The sequence below is a fragment of the Terrimonas ferruginea DSM 30193 genome (genome assembly GCF_000425585.1).
GTDB classification, from domain to species: domain Bacteria; phylum Bacteroidota; class Bacteroidia; order Chitinophagales; family Chitinophagaceae; genus Terrimonas; species Terrimonas ferruginea.
Genome location: NZ_AUDS01000027.1, coordinates 61,938 through 80,916, shown reverse-complemented (window position 1 = coordinate 80,916; position 18,979 = coordinate 61,938). Strand labels below are relative to the sequence as shown.

Genomic DNA, 18,979 nt, shown 5'->3' with positions numbered 1-18,979 from the left:
GCTTCAAAAACAAAAACCAAAGATATGAGGAAAAAAATTGTCCCTGCGGATAACCGCAGGGTTTTGTCTTTCCCTTAAGTTGACGGCTATGGTGTTTTCTCGATGCGCATATTCCAGGGACGTTCTCCTTTTTCTCCGGACCGCAATCACATCCATCACCTGTTGCTGGACCGTTGCGGTATGGGACATGCAGCGGTAACGCTTACCTGTGTAGGTGTAAACGTGTTTTTTATCATGTTGGCCTACAGTTGCCGTTCAATGAACCCGTCGCTGCTGTTGTTCCTCCTGCTGGCTGTAGCCTTTACAGGTTTGAGCCTGTTGTACCTGGGCCGCCGTCCGCGTCAGCGCAGATTGTTTGTGGCAAAAAGCATCCGCGAACCGCAACCCGCCATCAAGAGCGCAGCACCTTCCAAGATCGTACCGCTGACACAACAGGAAGCGGCGAAAGTGGATCAGCACTGATAAATACCACTTTTGTTTATCGCGCCTGTTTCGTTAGTTTTGCCCTTCTCAAAAAATGACTATGACAGACGATGTATCAACGACAATCGGGAATACCGATGAGCAGATGAAAAAGGCGATCTCTCACCTCGAAGTGGAACTCACCAAGATCCGCGCCGGTAAAGCAAGCCCTCAAATGCTCGACGGACTGATGGTAGACTACTACGGATCACCCGTGCCTATCAGCCAGGTAGGTAATATTTCTATCATGGATGCCCGCACGCTGACCATTCAGCCATGGGAAAAAAATATGCTCCAGCCGATCGAACGCTCGATCATTGGTGCCAACATTGGCGTTACGCCGCAGAACGATGGCGTGATCATCCGCCTTTTCCTTCCCCCACTCACTGAAGAACGTCGCCGCGAGCTGGTAAAACGTTGCCAGGGAGAAGGTGAACATTCAAAAGTGGCTATCCGCAACATCCGCCGCGATGCAATCGAACAAGTTAAAAAACTACAGAAGAACGGCCTGAGTGAAGACGCAGCCAAAGACGCTGAAACAGAAATTCAGGCACTCACCGATAAATTCATTAGCGCTGTCGACAAACACCTGGCGGCAAAAGAAAAAGAAATCATGTCCGTATAAATCCATTCCGTTTATACGACAAAGCCAAAAGCGCAACAGCTTTTGGCTTTTGTTTTTTATAAAGAAGAAAAAATAGCTATTTTTAAAACAGACCTTATAAACACCTTTATGGCAGCAATCAAATTGGAAAAAATAAGTACCCGTGCTCCGAAAGAGGCCGATAAAAAGGAGATCAAAGAAGAAACGCTCGCAATATTGGCAGAACTGGATGAACTGCAGAACCTGTTGTATGCAGAAAGTAAACATTCGGTATTGATTGTACTGCAGGGTATGGATGCCAGTGGAAAAGATGGATTGATCCGCAAAGTATTCGGGCAAATGAATCCGCAGGGCGTGCAGGTACATTCTTTCAAAGTGCCCACAGCCGAAGAGGCCGCACATGATTTTCTCTGGAGAATACATGCACGCACACCACAAAAAGGCATGATCCAGATTTTTAACCGCTCACATTATGAAGATATCCTGGTAACGCGCGTACACGGCTGGTGCGACGATGCAACGGCGAAAGACAGGATGCGCGCCATTAATGATTTTGAATGGCTCCTGGAACGTCACAACCAGACACATATCCTCAAATTTTACCTGCATATCTCTCCCGAAGAACAGGAAGAGCGATTGAAAGAACGCCTTAGCAATCCTTCAAAAATGTGGAAGTACAATGCAAGGGATTTTGAAGAAGCCAAACTGTGGAACGAATACCGCAAAATGTATGAAGACTGTTTTGCTAACTGCAACGAACCTGAATGGAACATTGTGCCGGCGGATCAAAACTGGTATAAAGAATACCTTGTAGCCAAAACATTCCGCGATCTGCTGAAGGGATTGAACATGAAATATCCGGAGCTTGAAAAAGAAACGGCGAAATAACCTTTTTGGTTTATCTTTTGATAACACACTAGCATTATTACACACATTAAAATCAACTTGTTATGGGAATGCTTAAAGAATTCCGGGATTTTGCCCTCAAAGGAAATGTTGTAGATCTGGCTATCGCTGTAATTATCGGCGGCGCCTTCGGGGCAATTGTATCTTCCCTGGTGGATGATGTCATTACACCGTTGTTACTGACGCCCGCTCTTGAAGCGATACAAGCGAAAGATCTGGACGCGTTAACCTGGGGAGCCGTCAAATACGGCAAATTCCTGGCAGCCGTCATCAAGTTCATTATTATTGCCTTCATCCTTTTCCTGCTGGTAAAAGGAATGAACAAAATGAAGAAAAAAGAAGAACCGGCCAAGCCTGCAGGCCCTTCGGAGGAAATACTCCTGCTGCGCGAGATCCGCGATTCTTTAAAGAAATAGGGACCGGATTTCCCGTATTTTTGAAGCCCCGAAGGACTTTTCGGGGCTTTTTAATCTGTTTAATATTACATGGCAAATACTTCTTCCTACCAGATCAAATTACCGCAATTCGAAGGCCCCTTCGATCTGCTGCTCTTTTTCATCGAAAGAGATGAGCTGGATATTTACAATATTCCGATCACCCGTATTACCAACGACTTTCTCGATTATATCCATAACCAGGAATCACTCAACATCGAACTGTCGAGCGAGTTCATTCTTTTCATTTCAACATTGATGCGCATCAAAGCAAAAATGTTGCTGCCACGCAAAGAAGTCGACGCCCAGGGCAATGAGATCGATCCGCGTGAAGAATTGGTAAGCAAACTCCTCGAGTATAAAAAGTTCAAGGAAGCTTCTGCACAACTGGCCGAGATGGAAGCCATCCGCATGCTGATGGTAAAACGCGGCAACATCCAGAAAGAACTTTCCATCATCGGCGAAGAAGCCGGCGAAGGAACCGAGATTCAGAACATCACGTTGTTCAAATTGATGAAGGCTTTTGAAAAAGCCATGCAGAAATATGCTGACCGCGTCAACAAACCCGTGCATACGGTTGTTCAATACCGGTACACCATGGAAGACAGCCGTCATCAGATGCTGGACCTCGTGGAACAGGGAAAGACGGTGGCGTTTGAAAAAATATTCGAACAGGCAGAGAACAGGGTGCATGCCATCTTCCTCTTTCTTTCCCTGCTGGAATTGGTGCAGCAAAAGTTCATGAAGATCATTATTGGCGAAGGCAAGAATAATTTTATCCTGGAGTTTACACCACCCGAAGAGCGCGAAGTGGAACAGGAAGAAGATAAACAAAACCAGGAGTACAGGGAAGAACAGGAAGGCACGGAAGAGCAAACAGACAATCAACCCCAATAAACTTTTAAAATTCTATTATTATGAAACGTTTCGCAACAGCCAACTGGAAAGGCACCGGTAAAGAAGGAAAAGGCACTACCTCTACCCAGTCTGGTGTGCTGAAAGATACACAGTACTCTTACCTGAGCCGCTTTGAAGAAGGTATCGGTACCAACCCTGAAGAGCTGATCGCTGCGGCACATGCCGATTGCTTCACGATGAAGCTGAGCTTTGTGCTGAACGCAGCCGGCTTTACCGCAGACAATATCGACACACGTTGCACAATCGAACTGGACAACGGCGCCATCACCAACAGCCACCTCGAAGTAAAAGCGACGATACCCGGTATCGATGCAGCCAAATTTGAAGAGGCCGTGAATGATGCAAAAGTGAATTGCCCAATCAGCAAACTGCTGAACACCAATATCACGCTTGAAGCGTCACTGGCTTAATCTTTACAGCTTTTAATACGCTTGAATCAGCCCCCGCAACACGCGGGGGTTATTCATATATCCAAAGTAAAACAGGTTTGGAGGAACGGTCGATAACAGGCTTTAGGTATTGCAGAAATCCGGGAGATACGGTGGGGCAGCCGTCGCTCTGACATATTTCTTCCGCGGTTGCATTTTCGGGTACGCATTCGTGCGAATGCAACACCACAAATCTGTCAAAAGCTTTGCTGTTGCTTGCCTCCAATCCGTATAGCTTATAAGCAAGACCGAATCGCCCATTGTAGGGGTAACCGATTTTGTACTTGCCCAATGAAGTACAGCCGCATCCTACGGTGTTCCCATATTTTCTTCCCTCCAGCCAGTTTTCATTGCAACGTCCATGCGTAACGAGGCCGCTGTTGATGACGGAGTCTTTTCCCAGGTGGTAAACAAAAAAACGTGGTTGGCCGGAAGCCATCTGCATATCGATGAGGAATACGATCTGCTCGTTGAAACGGTTGGCACGTACATAGCGCCGGGCTTCTTCTGCTTTTTTTGCCACTTTCTTACCGGCATCGTCAATTGACCGGGCCGGGTTTGGAGTAGTGGCAACAGTGTGTCGCGGAGTCAGTGCTTTTCGCACCGGAGGCGACCACCAGGCGAGGAGGCCGGAGATGAGCAGGAGCAACAGGAGCAGCCGGAAGGGTTTCATAATTCAAAATTCAAAAGTCAAAATTCAAAAGTGTACCCCGAAACAGAAGGATGCCGATTTAAGCAAAATCCATAAGCGTTTTTGAATTTTAATACTTACGGAAAAGCAAAGGCGCAAAACCTGTCTGTTGTTGACAACTTTGCGCCTTTGAATTTTTTGACTTTTGACTTTTGAATTTTGACTTATTGCAGCAAGGCTGCAACACTCCGTTCGGTCTTCATCATTTCCCTTACCACAGCAGCAATGCCTTCCGCATCATATTCACATTCACGATGCAGTTCACGCGGGGTGCCGTGTTCCACAATACGATCCGGAATGCCGATGATGCGCACATCATTTTTATAACCGTGTCTGGCCATGAATTCGAGCACAGCAGAACCAAAGCCGCCTGTGACGGTGCCGTCTTCAACGGTCACCAGCTTTTCATAACGCTGGCAGGCTTCGTGAAGCAGTTCTTCGTCGAGCGGTTTTACAAAGCGCAGGTCGTAATGACCGGGCTCGATTCCTTCGGAACGGAGGTCGCGGATAGCGGCGGCGGCAAAGTTGCCGGGATGCCCGAAAGAAAGAATGGCAATGCCGCGTCCGTCGCGGAGTTTACGGCCTTTGCCGATGGTTACTTCTTCCATGGGCGTGCGCCATTCGGCCATCATGCCTTCACCGCGCGGGTAGCGGATCACGAAAGGAAGTGTTGTAGACTCGAGTTGAGCCGTGTACATCAGGTTGCGCAACTCACTTTCGTTCATCGGCGCACTGATGATCATGTTGGGAATGCAACGGAAATAAGCAATGTCGTAGCAGCCGTGGTGAGTAGGACCATCATCTCCCACAAGACCGGCGCGGTCGAGGCAAAGCACAACGGGCAATTTCTGAATGGCCACATCGTGTACTACCTGGTCGTATGCGCGCTGCATAAAAGAAGAATAGATGTTGCAGAACACGCGCATACCTTGTGTGGCGAGGCCCGCACTTACGGTAACGGCATGCTGCTCGCAGATGCCCACGTCGAATGCACGGTCGGGCATTTTTTCCATCATATACTTGAGCGAAGAACCGGAAGGCATCGCAGGCGTGATACCCATGATGGCCTGGTTTTTTTCCGCCAGTTCAATCAGTGTATGACCAAATACATCCTGGTATTTGGGAGGCTGTGGAGTTTCGTATTGTTTTTTATAGATCTCGCCGGTTACTTTATCGAACAGACCGGGTGCGTGCCATTTGGTCTGGTCCTTTTCGGCGAGTGCGTATCCTTTACCTTTTGTGGTAATGATGTGCAGGATCTTCGGGCCGGGGATTTCGCGGAGATCGCGGAGCGTGTCTACCAGCTTCGCAATGTTATGTCCGTCGATCGGGCCGAAGTAACGGATTTTTAGTGCTTCGAAGAGATTGGCGCTGCTGCTGACCATTCCTTTCAATCCTTCCGCCAGTTTGTGGCCCATGCCACGTGTAAAGTTTTTACCTACGGGCAGTTTGCCAAGCAGGTTCCACACATCGTCTTTCACTTTGTTATAAGTGGGCGAGGTCGTGATATCGGTCAGGTATTCTTTCAGCGCGCCTACGTTAGGATCGATGCCGATGCCGTTGTCGTTTAGTACGATCAGCATGTCTGCATTGGAAACACCGGCGTGGTTCATGGCTTCGAAAGCCATACCCGCGGTCATGGAACCGTCGCCGATTACGGCAACTGTCTTGCGGTCCGTTTCGCCTTTGTATTTGGCAGCGATGGCCATGCCCAGTGCAGCGGAGATCGAAGTAGAAGAGTGGCCTACGCCAAATGTATCGTATTCGCTTTCGCTGCGTTTGGGAAAGCCGCTGAGGCCTTTGTATTTACGGTTGGTATGGAAACTGTCTCTCCGGCCGGTCAGTATTTTATGGCCATAAGCCTGGTGACCTACGTCCCACACCAATTGATCATAAGGTGTATTGTAAACGTAATGCAGTGCCGTGGTCAGTTCTACCACACCCAGGCTGGCACCGAAGTGGCCGCCATGTACGCTTACGATGTCGATGATATACTGGCGAAGTTCGTCACACAGTTGATGCAGTTTCTCCCGGGGAAGCTCTTTCAGGTCGGCGGGGGAATTGATGGTCTGCAGTAGTGGTCCGGGAAGAATTTCCATGTGGTTAATTTGTCAACTGTAAAAATAATATATTCTGTTGTGCGCGGGCTCAAAAAAGCCCATAATTCTGGTTAAAATGCCTTAAACAGCGACTTTGCGGCGCCGGGAGGCCATTTGTAGAACTTATTTTCCACTGGTATATTTAGCAGGGGGGCACATCCAGAAATAATTAGATTTGCTGATATGCAACTAGGAATTGAGCAATATTGGCTCGGAAACAAGCGATACTGGATTTTTCAGGCCTGCGGGTGGGGTATGTTCATCCTGGTACACCTGTTTTTCAATATCTCATTCAATAAAATGTCCACCTGGGACGATTGGGAGCTTTTTCTTGGCAGGATCGGCATTTTTGTGGTTTTAGGCGTTGTTTTTACCCACCTGATGCGAATGGTGATCATCTGGCTCAACGTTTTGCAGAAAAAGCTGGAAAAACAGGGACTGATCTTCCTGGTCATTACCACCATTTTCGCCCTTATCGCCGCTTTTTTCAATATCCATTTGCTGCGCAAATTCAAGTACCTCGCGCAAGCCGAACAAACCACGCTTAATGACAACAATTTCATCCTGGTACTGCTGAGCAATGCATTCAACTTTTTCATTTTCTATTTCATCTGGAACCTGATCTATTTCATGTACCACTATATCGCCAAAAGCCAGAAGCAGCAACTGGATACGCTGCAACTGGAATCATTGGTAAAGGAACTGGAACTGAAGACCATTAAGGCACATATCAATCCGCATTTTATTTTTAACTCCCTGAACTCTATCCGTGCATTGGTCGATGAAAACCCTGAACGCGCGCGGAAAGCCATTACGGAGTTGAGTAATATCCTGCGCAGCAGTATCAATGTAGATAAATCTGAAACCGTTACATTTGAAAAGGAACTTGCTATCGTAAAGGATTACCTGGCACTGGAAACAATGCGTTTCGAAGACCGGTTGCAGGTGGAGTACGAAGTAGATGACGATACACTGGCAAGCCCCGTACCGCCGATGATGTTGCAGACACTGGTGGAGAATGCAATCAAGCATGGCATCAGCAAGCAGATCAATGGTGGTATTGTGAGAGTGATCTCTGATTTCAGCGGTAACTACCATGAACTCACCGTACAGAATACCGGGCAGCTTTCGACGGATAAATTGGAAGAAGGATTCGGATTGTCGAGCACCAATGACCGGTTACAATTGTTGTACGGTCCGAAAGGAAGGTTTCAAATCCGTCAGCTTACGCCTGCCCTTGTGGAGGCCCGTGTGCTGATACCTGTTAATGCATAAAAAATAAACTGGCTAAATAGTTCACATGAAAGCGATTATAATTGATGATGAGCGGTTGGCCCGCGCCGAACTCCGCAAATTATTACTGGAATTCCCGGAGATTGAAGTGGTGGACGAGGCCGCCAATGCCGAAGAAGGCATACGCAAGATCGATGAGCTGCAGCCCGATCTGATCTTCCTGGATATCCAGATGCCCGGCAAAACAGGTTTTGATATGCTTGCCGAACTGGAGCGGGCGCCGCAAGTGATCTTCACCACGGCCTACGATGAATTTGCGTTGCGGGCATTTGAAGTAAACGCACTCGATTATCTGCTTAAACCAGTGGAGCCGCGCCGCCTGGCCGATGCCATACAAAAACTGCAACAAGGCGAAACGAGAGAACTTAATCGCCAACCGGCAGAGTTTGTTAACAACAGCATTCTCGGCGAAGCCGACCAGGTATTTGTGAAAGATGGTGAACGCTGCTGGTTTGTGAAGCTGAGCGACATCCGTTTGTTTGAAAGCGTAGGCAACTATGCAAAAGTATTTTTCGGCCCCAACAAACCACTTATCCTGAAATCGCTCAACGCACTGGAAGAACGCCTCGATGAAAAAGTATTCTTCCGTGCCAACAGAAAACATATCGTCAATCTCCGCATGATCGAAAAAATCGAACCTTATTTCAACGGAGGACTTTTACTGGAATTAAAAGGAGGGGAGAAGATCGAAGTCAGCCGCCGCCAGACGGTCAAGTTCAAGGAGATGATGAGTTTTTAAATATCGGTTATCCATTTTTTTAAATTATACAAACGGCATGATGTTCCATCGTTCTACGGCTTTATTGTTAGTTAGCGGATTTGTTATCAGCACGGCCTGTGCGCAGTCGGCGGATAAAATTATCAATGCACCTGCTGCTGAAGAGATCATCCGCGTACTGGCGGCTGATGAAATGAAAGGCCGTAAAGTTTTTACGCCTGAAATTGATAAGGCGGCCGATTATATCGCCGCACAGTTCAAAGAAGCAGGGCTGCAACCCGGAAGCGGCAACACTTACCTGCAGTCGTTTTCGATGGTGAGCCCCAAACAGGAATCACTTACCGCAATCATCGACGGGCAAACCGTCGATGCGAAAAAAGTATTGGTACTGACCTCCACGGCTGATCTGACTGTTTCCGATCAATCAGGATACGAGCAGCGTACCATTGCAGCAGGCGATGAATTATTTGAAGGCGTTATGGGCGCGGCCACTGCTGAAAAAAACCTGATCGTATGGGTTGATGAAAGTTTTGCCAATACCTTTCCCCGTCTTTCTTTTCTCAAGCGCACCTTGTTCAAGTCAGACAAGTCGGTGATTTTTGTTTTGGGTAAAAAAGCGAACAGTTTTTCATTTGTCGCCAAACATTCCGTTGAAGAAAAAAAACTGGCGAACGTTGTCGGCATACTACCCGGCAAAAAACACAAAGATCAATATGTGATCTTCTCCGGCCACTATGATCACATCGGCATTTCTACCCGCGAAGCGATCAACGGCGATTCAATCTTCAATGGTGCAAATGATGATGCAGCCGGTATTACAGCCGTAATCCTGCTTGCACGTTACTACAAAGCCTTAGGCAACAACGACCGCACCATTATTTTTGCCGCGTTTACTGCGGAAGAAGTGGGCGGTTACGGTTCGCAATATTTTTCCAAACAGTTCCATCCCGATAAGGTAATGGCCATGTTCAATATTGAAATGATCGGCACGGAAAGTAAATGGGGGCGCAACTCCGCTTACATTACCGGTTATGAAAAATCGGATATGGGAAAAATATTGCAGTCCAATCTTACGGGCACCGGCTTTACTTTTCATCCAGATCCTTATCCTGACCAACAATTGTTTTACCGTTCAGACAATGCCACGCTGGCAAGACTGGGCGTACCGGCCCATACGATCTCTACTGCCAAGATGGAAGATGAACCCAACTATCATAAAGTAACCGATCATGTGGAAACGCTCGATATGGAAAACATGGCAAAGATCATCAACTCTATTGCCCTGAGTGCGCGTTCCATCGTGTCAGGAAAAGACACACCATCCAGGGTAAAAGAAAAATAAAATGAAAAGACTGCTCATCACCGGTATGATCCTGATGAGCCTGCCTGTTGTTGCGCAACAGCCGCTGGCAGACAGTGTGATCAGTGAAGAAGCCGCACGCGAGATACTGGGATATCTCGCTTCGGATCAACTGAAGGGCCGCAGCAACGGCCGCCCCGAACGATACGAAGCGGCCGCCTACCTGGCGCAGCAATTTCAACAAGCGGGATTAAAACCACTATACGGGCAAAAATCATTGCTGATACCGTTCTTCCCACAAACGATTACTGAAGACGGGCCGATCCCCATTCCCCAGGCAGATATTGTACTGTGGAATGGCGATTTTTTACAAACGGACCATTTCGAATTTTTTCTCACAGACGCGGCAGCTTATACAGACAAATCCTTAGGCTCGTTCGAAGTGATAGCACTGGATAGTCTCGACAGCGGGTTGCTGCGCCGGTATGCCGCATCGCCCGGTGGCGATCTGTTGCTTTGGGCAAAAAAACCTTTCTCGGATAAAAACAAATTACCCGAAACATGGACGCTACCGCCCAATGGTATTCAGCGAAATGTGTTGATCGTTGTGCATGATAATGCACCAAAGACGATGGTGGTGCAGGCCGATCCTGATTATTACCATACTTTACTCTTTAACGTGGTGGGCGTGTTGCCCGGTGACAGTCTTCCGGGTGAGATTGTGGCGTATACATCGCATTATGATCATATGGGCGTAGACCCGGGCGAGCGCCGCGACAGTATATTGAACGGTGCAAATGACAATGCATCCGGGACCACGGCGGTCGTGTTGCTTGCGCGTTATTTTTCGCAGTTAAAAAATAACAGCCGCACATTGTTGTTTTGTGCCTTTGCGGGAGAAGAATGGGGGTTATTGGGCTCTCGGGAGTTTATGAAAGAGATCAATCCCAAGGCCGTGGTAGCCGGTATAAACATCGAGATGATCGGCATAGCACAGTATGGTAAGAAAAAAGTATTCATCACGGGACAGGATCAATCTCCCTTAGGCAAAACCCTCGCGCGATCACTTTCGGCAGCGGGTTTGAAAGTGATCAGGGAACGCGATCCTGAGCGGCAGCTGTATTCGCGCAGCGATAATTATTCTTTTGTAAAAGCAGGGGTGCCTGCACACACGATCATGAGCAGTGATGACGAGGATCGTTGTTATCATCAGCCCTGCGATGAAGTTAAGCGGATCAATTTCGAACATTTTATAGCAGTGGTGAAAGCGGTTGCGGCAATAAATGAATTCAAAATTCAAAAGTAAAAATTCAAAAAAACATACCCGTCCACGAGGGGCGTTCGTGAATCGTGAATCGTCAATCGTGAATGGGGGTCCGTGGATCGTGTCCTCACCATAACTGTTCGGAACGTTTATCACCAGGAGCCGCTTTCGTTTTTAAAACTAATGGCGGCGTGAGGTATAAGTTAGCTCCCTTGTTGGTCTCCCGACCAACAAGCAAGAGCCAGGTTGCTTTGATGGGTCAAGGCCAACTTCGTACATAACTCAAGGATGAACATGCCCGTTGGTCTGGAGACCAACGGTGGCCTGATGTCGGATTGACAGGATGGAACAGCCGTAAATTGCCAGTACAACGGCCAGGGTGGTTTACTTAACATCTATAACCTGAAATAACTATGCATTTTCACCTTCCACATTCGCCGGAGGCGCACCTCTCCGCATTAAAAAGCCCCCGCAAAGCGGGGGCTTTTTTTGTATTCAGCGTTGCTGATTAATAAGCAAGTTTCATTACCACACGGCGGTTCTTCTGACGACCGGCAGCAGTTTTGTTATCTGCGATCGGCTCGTCCTGGCCGTGACCGGCAGCGAAGAGACGGCTTTCAGCAATTCCTTTGCTGATGAAATATTGTTTAACAGCATTCGCACGATCATTACTCAACTTTTCATTGATAGCCGGCGTACCGGTATTGTCGGTATGACCGTCGATGTAAAGTTTCATATCCGGATTTTCTTCCAGGATTTTTGCTACTTCATTGAGGCCTTTATTAGAAGAGGCCAGCAGTTTGTAGCTACCGGTAGCAAACAGGATGCGTGTTGCTGCATAGTCAACTTTCTTCTTCACTTCTTCTTTGATCTCGGGGCAACCTTTGTTGGCAGCCGTACCGGGAATAGTCGGACATGCATCTTCTTCATCGTTCACGCCATCGTTGTCGGAATCGGGAACAGGGCAACCCTGGTAACGTGCTACGCCGGGTTGTGTCGGACATTTATCCTCGTCGTCGTTGATGCCGTCTCCATCAGTATCAGGGATAGGGCAACCATTGTACTTGGCAACACCAGCCACATCAGGGCACTTATCGTCTTTATCGGCAATACCGTCTTTATCTCTGTCGGGGCAACCTTGCAAGGCAGCCAGGCCCGGAGTATCAGGACAAGCATCGATGCTGTCGGGAACGCCGTCGTTGTCGCGGTCAACAACCGGTGGTGGCGGTGGAGGAGGAATAACCTTTGGCTCGCGGGGGCCACGCAGTGATTGCGCTACACCAATTGAATAGAAAAGGCTGTTGGGCACTTTCTCGCGGTCGAAGCTCACGCGGTAGTTGGCTTGCAGGAAAATAAAAGTTTCCTGTTTCAGGTTGAACTGAAAACCCACACCCAGCGGAGCATAAGGCTGGATCTTGCTCTTGTAATAATTACCGGCACCGATACCTGCCGTCAGGAACGGAGAAAAGAAGCGGTCGCTGCGCAGCAGGAATGCATGCAGGGATGCTTCCAGTTCGTTGGAGTAATCTTTTGATTCAGGCGTTTCAGCGGTAGAGAAATCAGGATTGAATGCGCCGTTATAGCGTACGGAGAAATCCAGTTTCTTACCGAGGCCGTGCCAGTAATAAGCAGAGAAACCGGCGGCCATATTTTTCACTTTATACCAGGGATAATCTTTCAATACATCGCTGAGCGAAGTGTTGCTGATAGCGGTTGGCGTACTGAAGTCGGTAAAGTTAAAGCTGAATCCGAGTGCAGATTTTTTCTGCGCCTGTGCGGCCAGGCCAAGGATCAGCAAAGAGACAAAAAGAAAACTCTTTTTCATCATTGCGATTTAGGTTATAAAAAAACTCCTGCAGTGGTGCTGAGTAAGATGGACGACAGCTTGAAAGTCCTCTGCAGCAGACCGTTGTACTAAAACGGGTCGCAAAGGTAAGTATGTTGGTTTAACGGAAGAGAAGGTTGTGTCAAATTTCGATGGGCATGCCCTGATTATCGCCGGATGCCCTGATCCGGCAGTTGGCTTGTCAGGCTGATACGGCGACTGAATGGATAGCCGCACTCATTTCCTGGATCAATCCGGGATCTTTTTCAATCGCATTGCCTACTACGATCACATCGGCGCCGGCTTTGCAATTGAGGTAAGCTTTTTCAGGTGTGGTAATACCACCTCCAATGATCAGCGGTACTTCGATCTGGCGTGCTACCACGTTGATCATTTCTTCCGTGATGGCACGGCGCGCGCCGCTTCCCGCATCCATATAGATGAGCTTCATGCCCAGCATTTCACCGGCCATGGCTGTACACATCGCAATTTCGTTTTTATCGGCCGGCACGGGGGAGGCATTGCTGATATAAGAAACCGTAGTAGGCGCTCCACCGTCAACCACGATATAACCGGTTGGCATGATCTCCAGTCCGCTTTGCTTGACAAACGGTGCAGACACCACATGTTGTCCGATCAGGAGCTCGGGATTCCGTCCGGAAATAAGGGATAAATAAAGCAAGGCGTCCGCGTGGCGCGATACCTGGGCCGGACTACCGGGAAAAAGTATAAGGGGAATGGAAGAATGCTGGCGGATATGCTGAAGGCATTCGTCCAGGTGATTCGAGATAACGAGACTTCCGCCTACGAAGAAATAATCTACCTGGGCAGTGTGGGCAAGTCCGATCAACTCATCCAGTATGGTTTTGTTCACTTTATCAGGATCGATCAGCACGGCAAAAGATTTCTTGCCTTGTTGCTTTCGTTCAGTAAGTGAGTGATAAATAGCCGACTTCATCCGGTACCGGTTGGTTAATGCAAAAATGCGAAAACTTTTTGATTTACAAAGGTTTTAGCGATTCAGGGCTTGCCGTTTCGGGACAAAGATAAGGCTTCCCGGCTCAAAGTCGGAGATAGGTGGCCAACTGAGCGATATGATTATTGGTAAACCGGTCCCCGCGGCCCGATACATATTGATTCATATAACCAGCTTCCAGGTCGAAAGATTTATTGATCCGGTACCCGATTGCCAGGTAAAGCCGGTTCTGATCGAAGAATTTTCCATTAACCCGGTCGTTGTTGGCCACGTTGACGAATACCTCATTTTGCAAAGCAGCAAAAAAACCTTCCGTAAAAGAAGCCTGCTGCCGAAGCGGAAGAATATTTCTGATAAAATAACGCGCACGGTGAGAGGTAACCGTACCGGTCTTTTCCAATTCATTATTGACCACCGCCGTTCTTGCCAGCAAACGCTGCTCCAGGCGGAAACGGTGTTGGGTGAATACGGTTTTTATTTTATGGTTATAAATCAACTGCTGCCAGATGCGGTGCTCGGGAATATACGCCGAAAGGTTTCCGGAACGGTTGCGGTTGCTGATGTAAGCATAACCCGCTGTAAGAACCAGGTTTTTGTTTGCATGAAAATTAATACCGGAACGCAGCAGCAGGGTTTGCATTTGTTTTAATTCATCTGTGCTGCGCCATTGCACATCCGCGTGTATACTGAATTTTTTACTCAGCTTAAATGTGTTAAACGACGCACCCCAGCCGCTGAATTGTGATTGTGCGGAAACATTCAATGTGCTTAATGTAAAGAGAAGAAGTAAACAAACGCAGACCTGTTTTTTCATGCGACAAAAGAACGAAAAATTCAAGTTATAGATTCGTTAGAATTATGTTACCGGAATATGAAGCGTTGTTTTCAGCACGAAATATGCAACGCTATACCAGCTCCGGAATTTGTCTGATAGTTTACTGATATCGACCCGATTTTCCAAAAAACCGGGTCACAAAAAAATAACATGATGTGCATAAAAGGGCGAAGCCGCACTGGTGCCGCGATACGGGATTTCCCGGATGCCTTTTCCACAAATGTGCATATCTGTGACCTTGAATAGTTCCATTTTAGAAATAGTTTCGTAGAGACCCCTCCGGTAAACCATTTTCTCCAAAACCGTCTAAATACAAACCCAGAAAAACTTCAGTTATGGCCAGCAAAAAAGACACTGCCGCTAAAAACGGGCTGACGTTTCGTCGCCGTTTCACAAGCGATACCCTTCATGTTTTTGATCAGTTTGAATATGATTACCGCACTTCCGTGATACGTAACCCTACGGGTGAAGTAGTATTTGAAATGAACAATGTGGAAGTACCGAAGCAGTGGAGCCAGATTGCCACGGACATCCTGGCGCAGAAGTATTTCAGAAAGGCCGGTGTACCTCAACCGGATGGCAGCCTCGGCCGCGAAACATCTGCGAAACAAGTAGCGCATCGCCTGGCTAATTGCTGGAGAGTATGGGGCGAGCGATATGGTTATTTCGCCAGCACGCAGGACGCGCAGATTTTCTATGAAGAACTGGTGTATTCCATCCTTGCACAAATGTGTGTGCCCAATTCACCGCAGTGGTTCAATACCGGCTTGTATGAAAGCTATGGCATTACCGGTAAACCACAGGGACACTATTATGTAGATCCCAAAGACGGACAATTAAAAAAATCAACAAACGCATACGAGCGTCCCCAGCCCCATGCCTGTTTTATCCTGAGTGTGGATGACGACCTGGTGAATGAAGGCGGTATCATGGATCTGTGGGTGCGTGAAGCACGCATCTTCAAATATGGTTCAGGTGTTGGCACCAACTATTCCAATCTTCGTGGTGAAGGCGAGAAGCTGAGTGGTGGCGGCACTTCTTCCGGTCTGATGAGTTTTCTCAAGATCGGTGACCGCGCAGCAGGGGCTATCAAGAGTGGCGGCACTACACGCCGGGCAGCCAAGATGGTTTGCCTCGATCTTGATCACCCCGAGATAGTGGAATTCATCAACTGGAAAGTAGAAGAAGAAAAGAAAGTGGGCGCGCTCATTGCGGCAGGTTACCCTTCCGGTTATGAAGATGAAGCCTATAAAACAGTAAGCGGACAAAATTCCAATAACTCCATCCGCATTCCTAATTCCTTCTTTAAAGTACTGGAAGAAGATGGCGACTGGGAATTGAAAGGACGTATGGATGGACGCGTGATGAAAAAAGTACCTGCACGTGAATTGTGGAACCAGGTGGCTTACGCTGCATGGCGTTGTGCAGATCCGGGTACGCAATACAACACTACGATCAACGAATGGCATACCTGTCCCGAAGGTGGTGAAATCCGCGCATCCAATCCCTGCTCGGAATACATGTTCCTCGACAACACGGCATGTAATCTTGCATCCGCCAACCTGATGAAATTCTTTGACACGGAAAAAAATGTATTTGATGTAGAAGGCTACGAATACAATTGCCGTTTGTGGACAGTAGTACTGGAAGTATCTGTATTGATGGCACAGTTTCCCTCCAAAGAAGTGGCGCAACTGAGTTATGAATACCGCACGCTCGGTCTCGGATATGCCAATCTCGGCACCATGCTGATGGTAAGCGGCATTCCTTACGATAGCGAAGAATCCCGCGCAGTAGCAGGCGCCATTACGGCGATCATGACCGGTATAGCCTATAAAACTTCTGCGGAAATGGCACAGGCACTCGGCGCCTTCCCCCGGTTTGAAGAAAACAGGCAACACATGATGCGGGTGATGCGCAATCACCGTCTCGCCGCCTACGATGCGGATGAGTACGAAGGACTGAGCCTGAAACCACAGGGATTGAAAGCGACTTATTGCCCCGATTACCTGCTGAAAGCTGCCTGTAAGGCCTGGGACGATGCAGTGGAATTAGGAGAAAAATATGGCTATCGCAATGCACAGGCAACCGTGATCGCTCCAACAGGAACGATCGGGCTGGTAATGGACTGTGACACCACGGGTGTTGAACCAGACTTCGCGCTGGTGAAATTCAAAAAACTTTCCGGAGGTGGTTATTTCAAAATCATCAACCAATCGGTGCCCGTAGCCCTGAAAAATCTCGGCTATAATGAGAAAGAAACGGAGGCTATTGTGAAATATGCGGTCGGTGCCGCTTCGTTTGCAGGAGCTCCTTTTATCAATCATCAATCGTTGAGTGAAAAAGGATTCATTGCGGATGAGATTAAGAAACTGGATGCGGCCGTATCATCGGCGTTTGACATTGCCTTTGTGTTCAACAAATACACACTGGGTGAAGAATGTCTGCAACGCCTTGGCTTTACACCCGAACAATACAATGATTTTGAATGGAGCCTGCTGGAAGCATTAGGTTTCAGCGAAGAGCAGATTGAAGCAGCCAATGATTATGTATGCGGAACAATGATGATCGAAGGGGCGCCGTTGCTCAAAGCAGAACACCTGCCGGTATTTGACTGTGCCAACCGCTGCGGCAAAAAAGGGCAGCGATACATCCATGCTCACGGGCATATCCGGATGATGGGCGCCACTCAGCCGTTTATCAGCGGAGCCATTTCCAAAACCATCAATCTGCCCAACGAAGCAAGCGTGGAAGAAATAGCCGACGCTTATTACCTGAGCTGGCAGTTGGGACTGAAAGCAAATGCCCTGTATCGTGATGGCTCAAAGCTTTCACAACCGCTGAGCAACAAATCAGACAAAAAGAAGAAGACAGAGGAAGCAAAAGAAACTACGCGGGAAGAGACGGCAGAGGTGCCGTTATCCACCATCGTCGATCTCAGCAAACTGACGGTAGAAGAATTGCTGGAAGAAGTGCAGAAACGTGTGCAGGCATCACCCGACACCAAGCTCAAGCGCAAACTGGCAAGCATTGTTGAGCGCCGCTCGCTGCCGGCCAAACGTCGCGGCTTTACACAAAAAGCAAAGATCAACGGGCAGGCGGTATTCCTGCGTACGGGCGAATACAATGATGGTACGCTGGGTGAGATTTTTATCGATATGGCGAAAGAAGGGGCCACCATGCGCAGCATGATGAACTGTTTCGCGATCTCCATTTCGATCGGTCTGCAGTATGGTGTGCCGCTGGAAGAATTTGTAGACAAATTCGCCTTTACCAAATTCGATCCTTCCGGATTTGTGGAGCATCCGAATATCCGCTCCACCACATCCATTGTTGACTTTATCTTCCGTGTGTTGGGTTACGAATACCTCGGCCGTACCGATCTGGTACACATCGTGGACGAGCCCAACGTGATGAATACGGGTGCGGATGAATGGGATGAAATACCAACTAATCTCGAATATGCCAGCCAGGAATTGTCCAGTGTGCGCATAACCGCGGCATCGGGCCCTGTGCAGCATGTAAAAGCTACGCGCACCACGCCGGCAAAAACAGAGGCCGGCAGCATGGAAGCAGTGAATGCAGCTGCGAAGAATATGCAAAGCGATGCACCTGCGTGTAATGTGTGCGGTCACATCATGATGCGCAGCGGAACCTGTTATAAATGTCTGAACTGCGGCAATCAGGGAGGGTGTAGTTAATTCAAAAGTAAAAATTCAAAAGTCAAAAAAGCCCTGGTTTACCGCCGGGGCTTTTGTCAATCGTGAATCGTCAATCGTGAATCGTCAATTGTGAATGACGGTCCCTGAGGTTCTCGAAGGGCATTCCCAGAGGTTCTCGAAAGACGGTCCCTGAGGCACTCGAAGGGTGGTCCCTGAGGTTCTCGAAGGGTGGTCCCTGAGGTTCTCGAAGGGTGGTCCCTGAGGTTCTCGAAGGGTGGTCCCTGAATGATGAATGGACTGCCATGGTTCGTGCATACACGAACCATGGGTTGGAAGATTTAAAACCTGTCAATCCGACCTCACGCCACCGTTGGTCTCCAGACCAACGGGCCTGCTCATCGTTGAATTATGTACGAAGTTGACCTTAACCTGCCAAGGCTACCCTGACTCTTGCTTGTTGGTCGGGAGACCAACAAGGGCGCTAACTACAATCCGGATACATTACAATGCCCCGGCGTCACAGGCTGCCGGGGCATTGTAATGAGTGATCAATTTTTTTTTTTG

The 18,979-nt window shown here is 48.2% G+C and carries 16 protein-coding genes; 11 read left to right on the top strand and 5 right to left on the bottom strand.

Annotated features, from left to right (window positions below):
* The first annotated feature begins 102 nt into the window (after positions 1-102).
* The 6 genes from H608_RS0110895 to H608_RS0110870 all read left to right on the top strand — a co-directional run bounded on the left by H608_RS0110895 (position 103) and on the right by H608_RS0110870 (position 3,734).
* Entirely contained in the window at positions 103-462 is a 360-nt protein-coding gene (locus H608_RS0110895; protein ID WP_028787711.1) for a hypothetical protein, read from the top strand.
* 61 nt (positions 463-523) lie between these two features.
* Positions 524-1,087 (top strand): ribosome recycling factor, encoded by a 564-nt coding sequence (gene frr, locus H608_RS0110890; RefSeq protein ID WP_028787710.1) that lies wholly within the window; start codon positions 524-526, stop codon positions 1,085-1,087.
* 108 nt (positions 1,088-1,195) lie between these two features.
* On the top strand, positions 1,196-1,954 hold the full coding sequence (locus tag H608_RS0110885; protein ID WP_028787709.1) for a PPK2 family polyphosphate kinase: 759 nt from the start codon (positions 1,196-1,198) through the stop codon (positions 1,952-1,954).
* A 62-nt stretch (positions 1,955-2,016) separates the two neighbouring features.
* Complete coding sequence (gene mscL / locus H608_RS0110880) at positions 2,017-2,388, top strand: large conductance mechanosensitive channel protein MscL (RefSeq protein ID WP_028787708.1); 372 nt, start codon at positions 2,017-2,019, stop codon at positions 2,386-2,388.
* Between the two features lie 69 nt (positions 2,389-2,457).
* Complete coding sequence (locus H608_RS22025; RefSeq protein ID WP_081658863.1) at positions 2,458-3,303, top strand: segregation and condensation protein A; 846 nt, start codon at positions 2,458-2,460, stop codon at positions 3,301-3,303.
* Between the two features lie 20 nt (positions 3,304-3,323).
* Positions 3,324-3,734 (top strand): OsmC family protein, encoded by a 411-nt coding sequence (locus H608_RS0110870; RefSeq protein WP_028787707.1) that lies wholly within the window; start codon positions 3,324-3,326, stop codon positions 3,732-3,734.
* Between the two features lie 49 nt (positions 3,735-3,783).
* Here H608_RS0110870 and H608_RS24105 read toward each other — a convergent pair whose 3' ends face one another.
* Together H608_RS24105 and dxs are read right to left on the bottom strand one after the other, a co-directional pair.
* Positions 3,784-4,425: a murein L,D-transpeptidase catalytic domain-containing protein gene (locus H608_RS24105; RefSeq protein ID WP_081658862.1), complete on the bottom strand. Its 642-nt coding sequence runs from the start codon at positions 4,423-4,425 to the stop codon at positions 3,784-3,786.
* A 182-nt stretch (positions 4,426-4,607) separates the two neighbouring features.
* Complete coding sequence (gene dxs / locus H608_RS0110860; protein WP_028787705.1) at positions 4,608-6,542, bottom strand: 1-deoxy-D-xylulose-5-phosphate synthase; 1,935 nt, start codon at positions 6,540-6,542, stop codon at positions 4,608-4,610.
* Positions 6,543-6,725: 183 nt separating this feature from the next.
* Between dxs and H608_RS0110855 the strand changes: the two genes are divergently transcribed.
* From H608_RS0110855 to H608_RS23625, 4 genes are read left to right on the top strand one after another with little or no spacing between them, the layout of a single operon-like run.
* The gene (locus tag H608_RS0110855) at positions 6,726-7,817 is read left to right on the top strand and encodes a sensor histidine kinase (protein WP_051268232.1); all 1,092 of its coding nucleotides are present in this window, start codon (positions 6,726-6,728) and stop codon (positions 7,815-7,817) included.
* A gap of 25 nt (positions 7,818-7,842) precedes the next feature.
* Positions 7,843-8,574 carry a LytR/AlgR family response regulator transcription factor gene (locus tag H608_RS0110850; RefSeq protein ID WP_028787703.1) on the top strand — a complete coding sequence of 244 codons (732 nt, stop codon included), beginning with the start codon at positions 7,843-7,845 and terminating at the stop codon, positions 8,572-8,574.
* 37 nt (positions 8,575-8,611) lie between these two features.
* Complete coding sequence (locus tag H608_RS0110845; protein ID WP_245565751.1) at positions 8,612-9,895, top strand: M20/M25/M40 family metallo-hydrolase; 1,284 nt, start codon at positions 8,612-8,614, stop codon at positions 9,893-9,895.
* A 1-nt stretch (position 9,896) separates the two neighbouring features.
* On the top strand, positions 9,897-11,159 hold the full coding sequence (locus H608_RS23625) for a M28 family peptidase (protein ID WP_051268230.1): 1,263 nt from the start codon (positions 9,897-9,899) through the stop codon (positions 11,157-11,159).
* 466 nt (positions 11,160-11,625) lie between these two features.
* Here H608_RS23625 and H608_RS23620 read toward each other — a convergent pair whose 3' ends face one another.
* From H608_RS23620 to H608_RS0110825, 3 genes are all read right to left on the bottom strand, one after another.
* Positions 11,626-12,942 (bottom strand): OmpA family protein, encoded by a 1,317-nt coding sequence (locus H608_RS23620; RefSeq protein WP_051268228.1) that lies wholly within the window; start codon positions 12,940-12,942, stop codon positions 11,626-11,628.
* A 202-nt stretch (positions 12,943-13,144) separates the two neighbouring features.
* On the bottom strand, positions 13,145-13,900 hold the full coding sequence (locus H608_RS0110830; protein WP_028787701.1) for a phosphoglycerol geranylgeranyltransferase: 756 nt from the start codon (positions 13,898-13,900) through the stop codon (positions 13,145-13,147).
* 103 nt (positions 13,901-14,003) lie between these two features.
* Complete coding sequence (locus tag H608_RS0110825) at positions 14,004-14,681, bottom strand: DUF2490 domain-containing protein (RefSeq protein WP_162142867.1); 678 nt, start codon at positions 14,679-14,681, stop codon at positions 14,004-14,006.
* Between the two features lie 407 nt (positions 14,682-15,088).
* On the opposite strand from H608_RS0110825, the gene H608_RS0110820 reads away from it, so the two are divergent.
* A complete protein-coding gene (locus H608_RS0110820; RefSeq protein WP_028787699.1) occupies positions 15,089-18,454 on the top strand; it encodes a vitamin B12-dependent ribonucleotide reductase in 3,366 nt (1,121 codons plus the stop codon).
* The last annotated feature ends 525 nt before the right edge of the window (positions 18,455-18,979 follow it).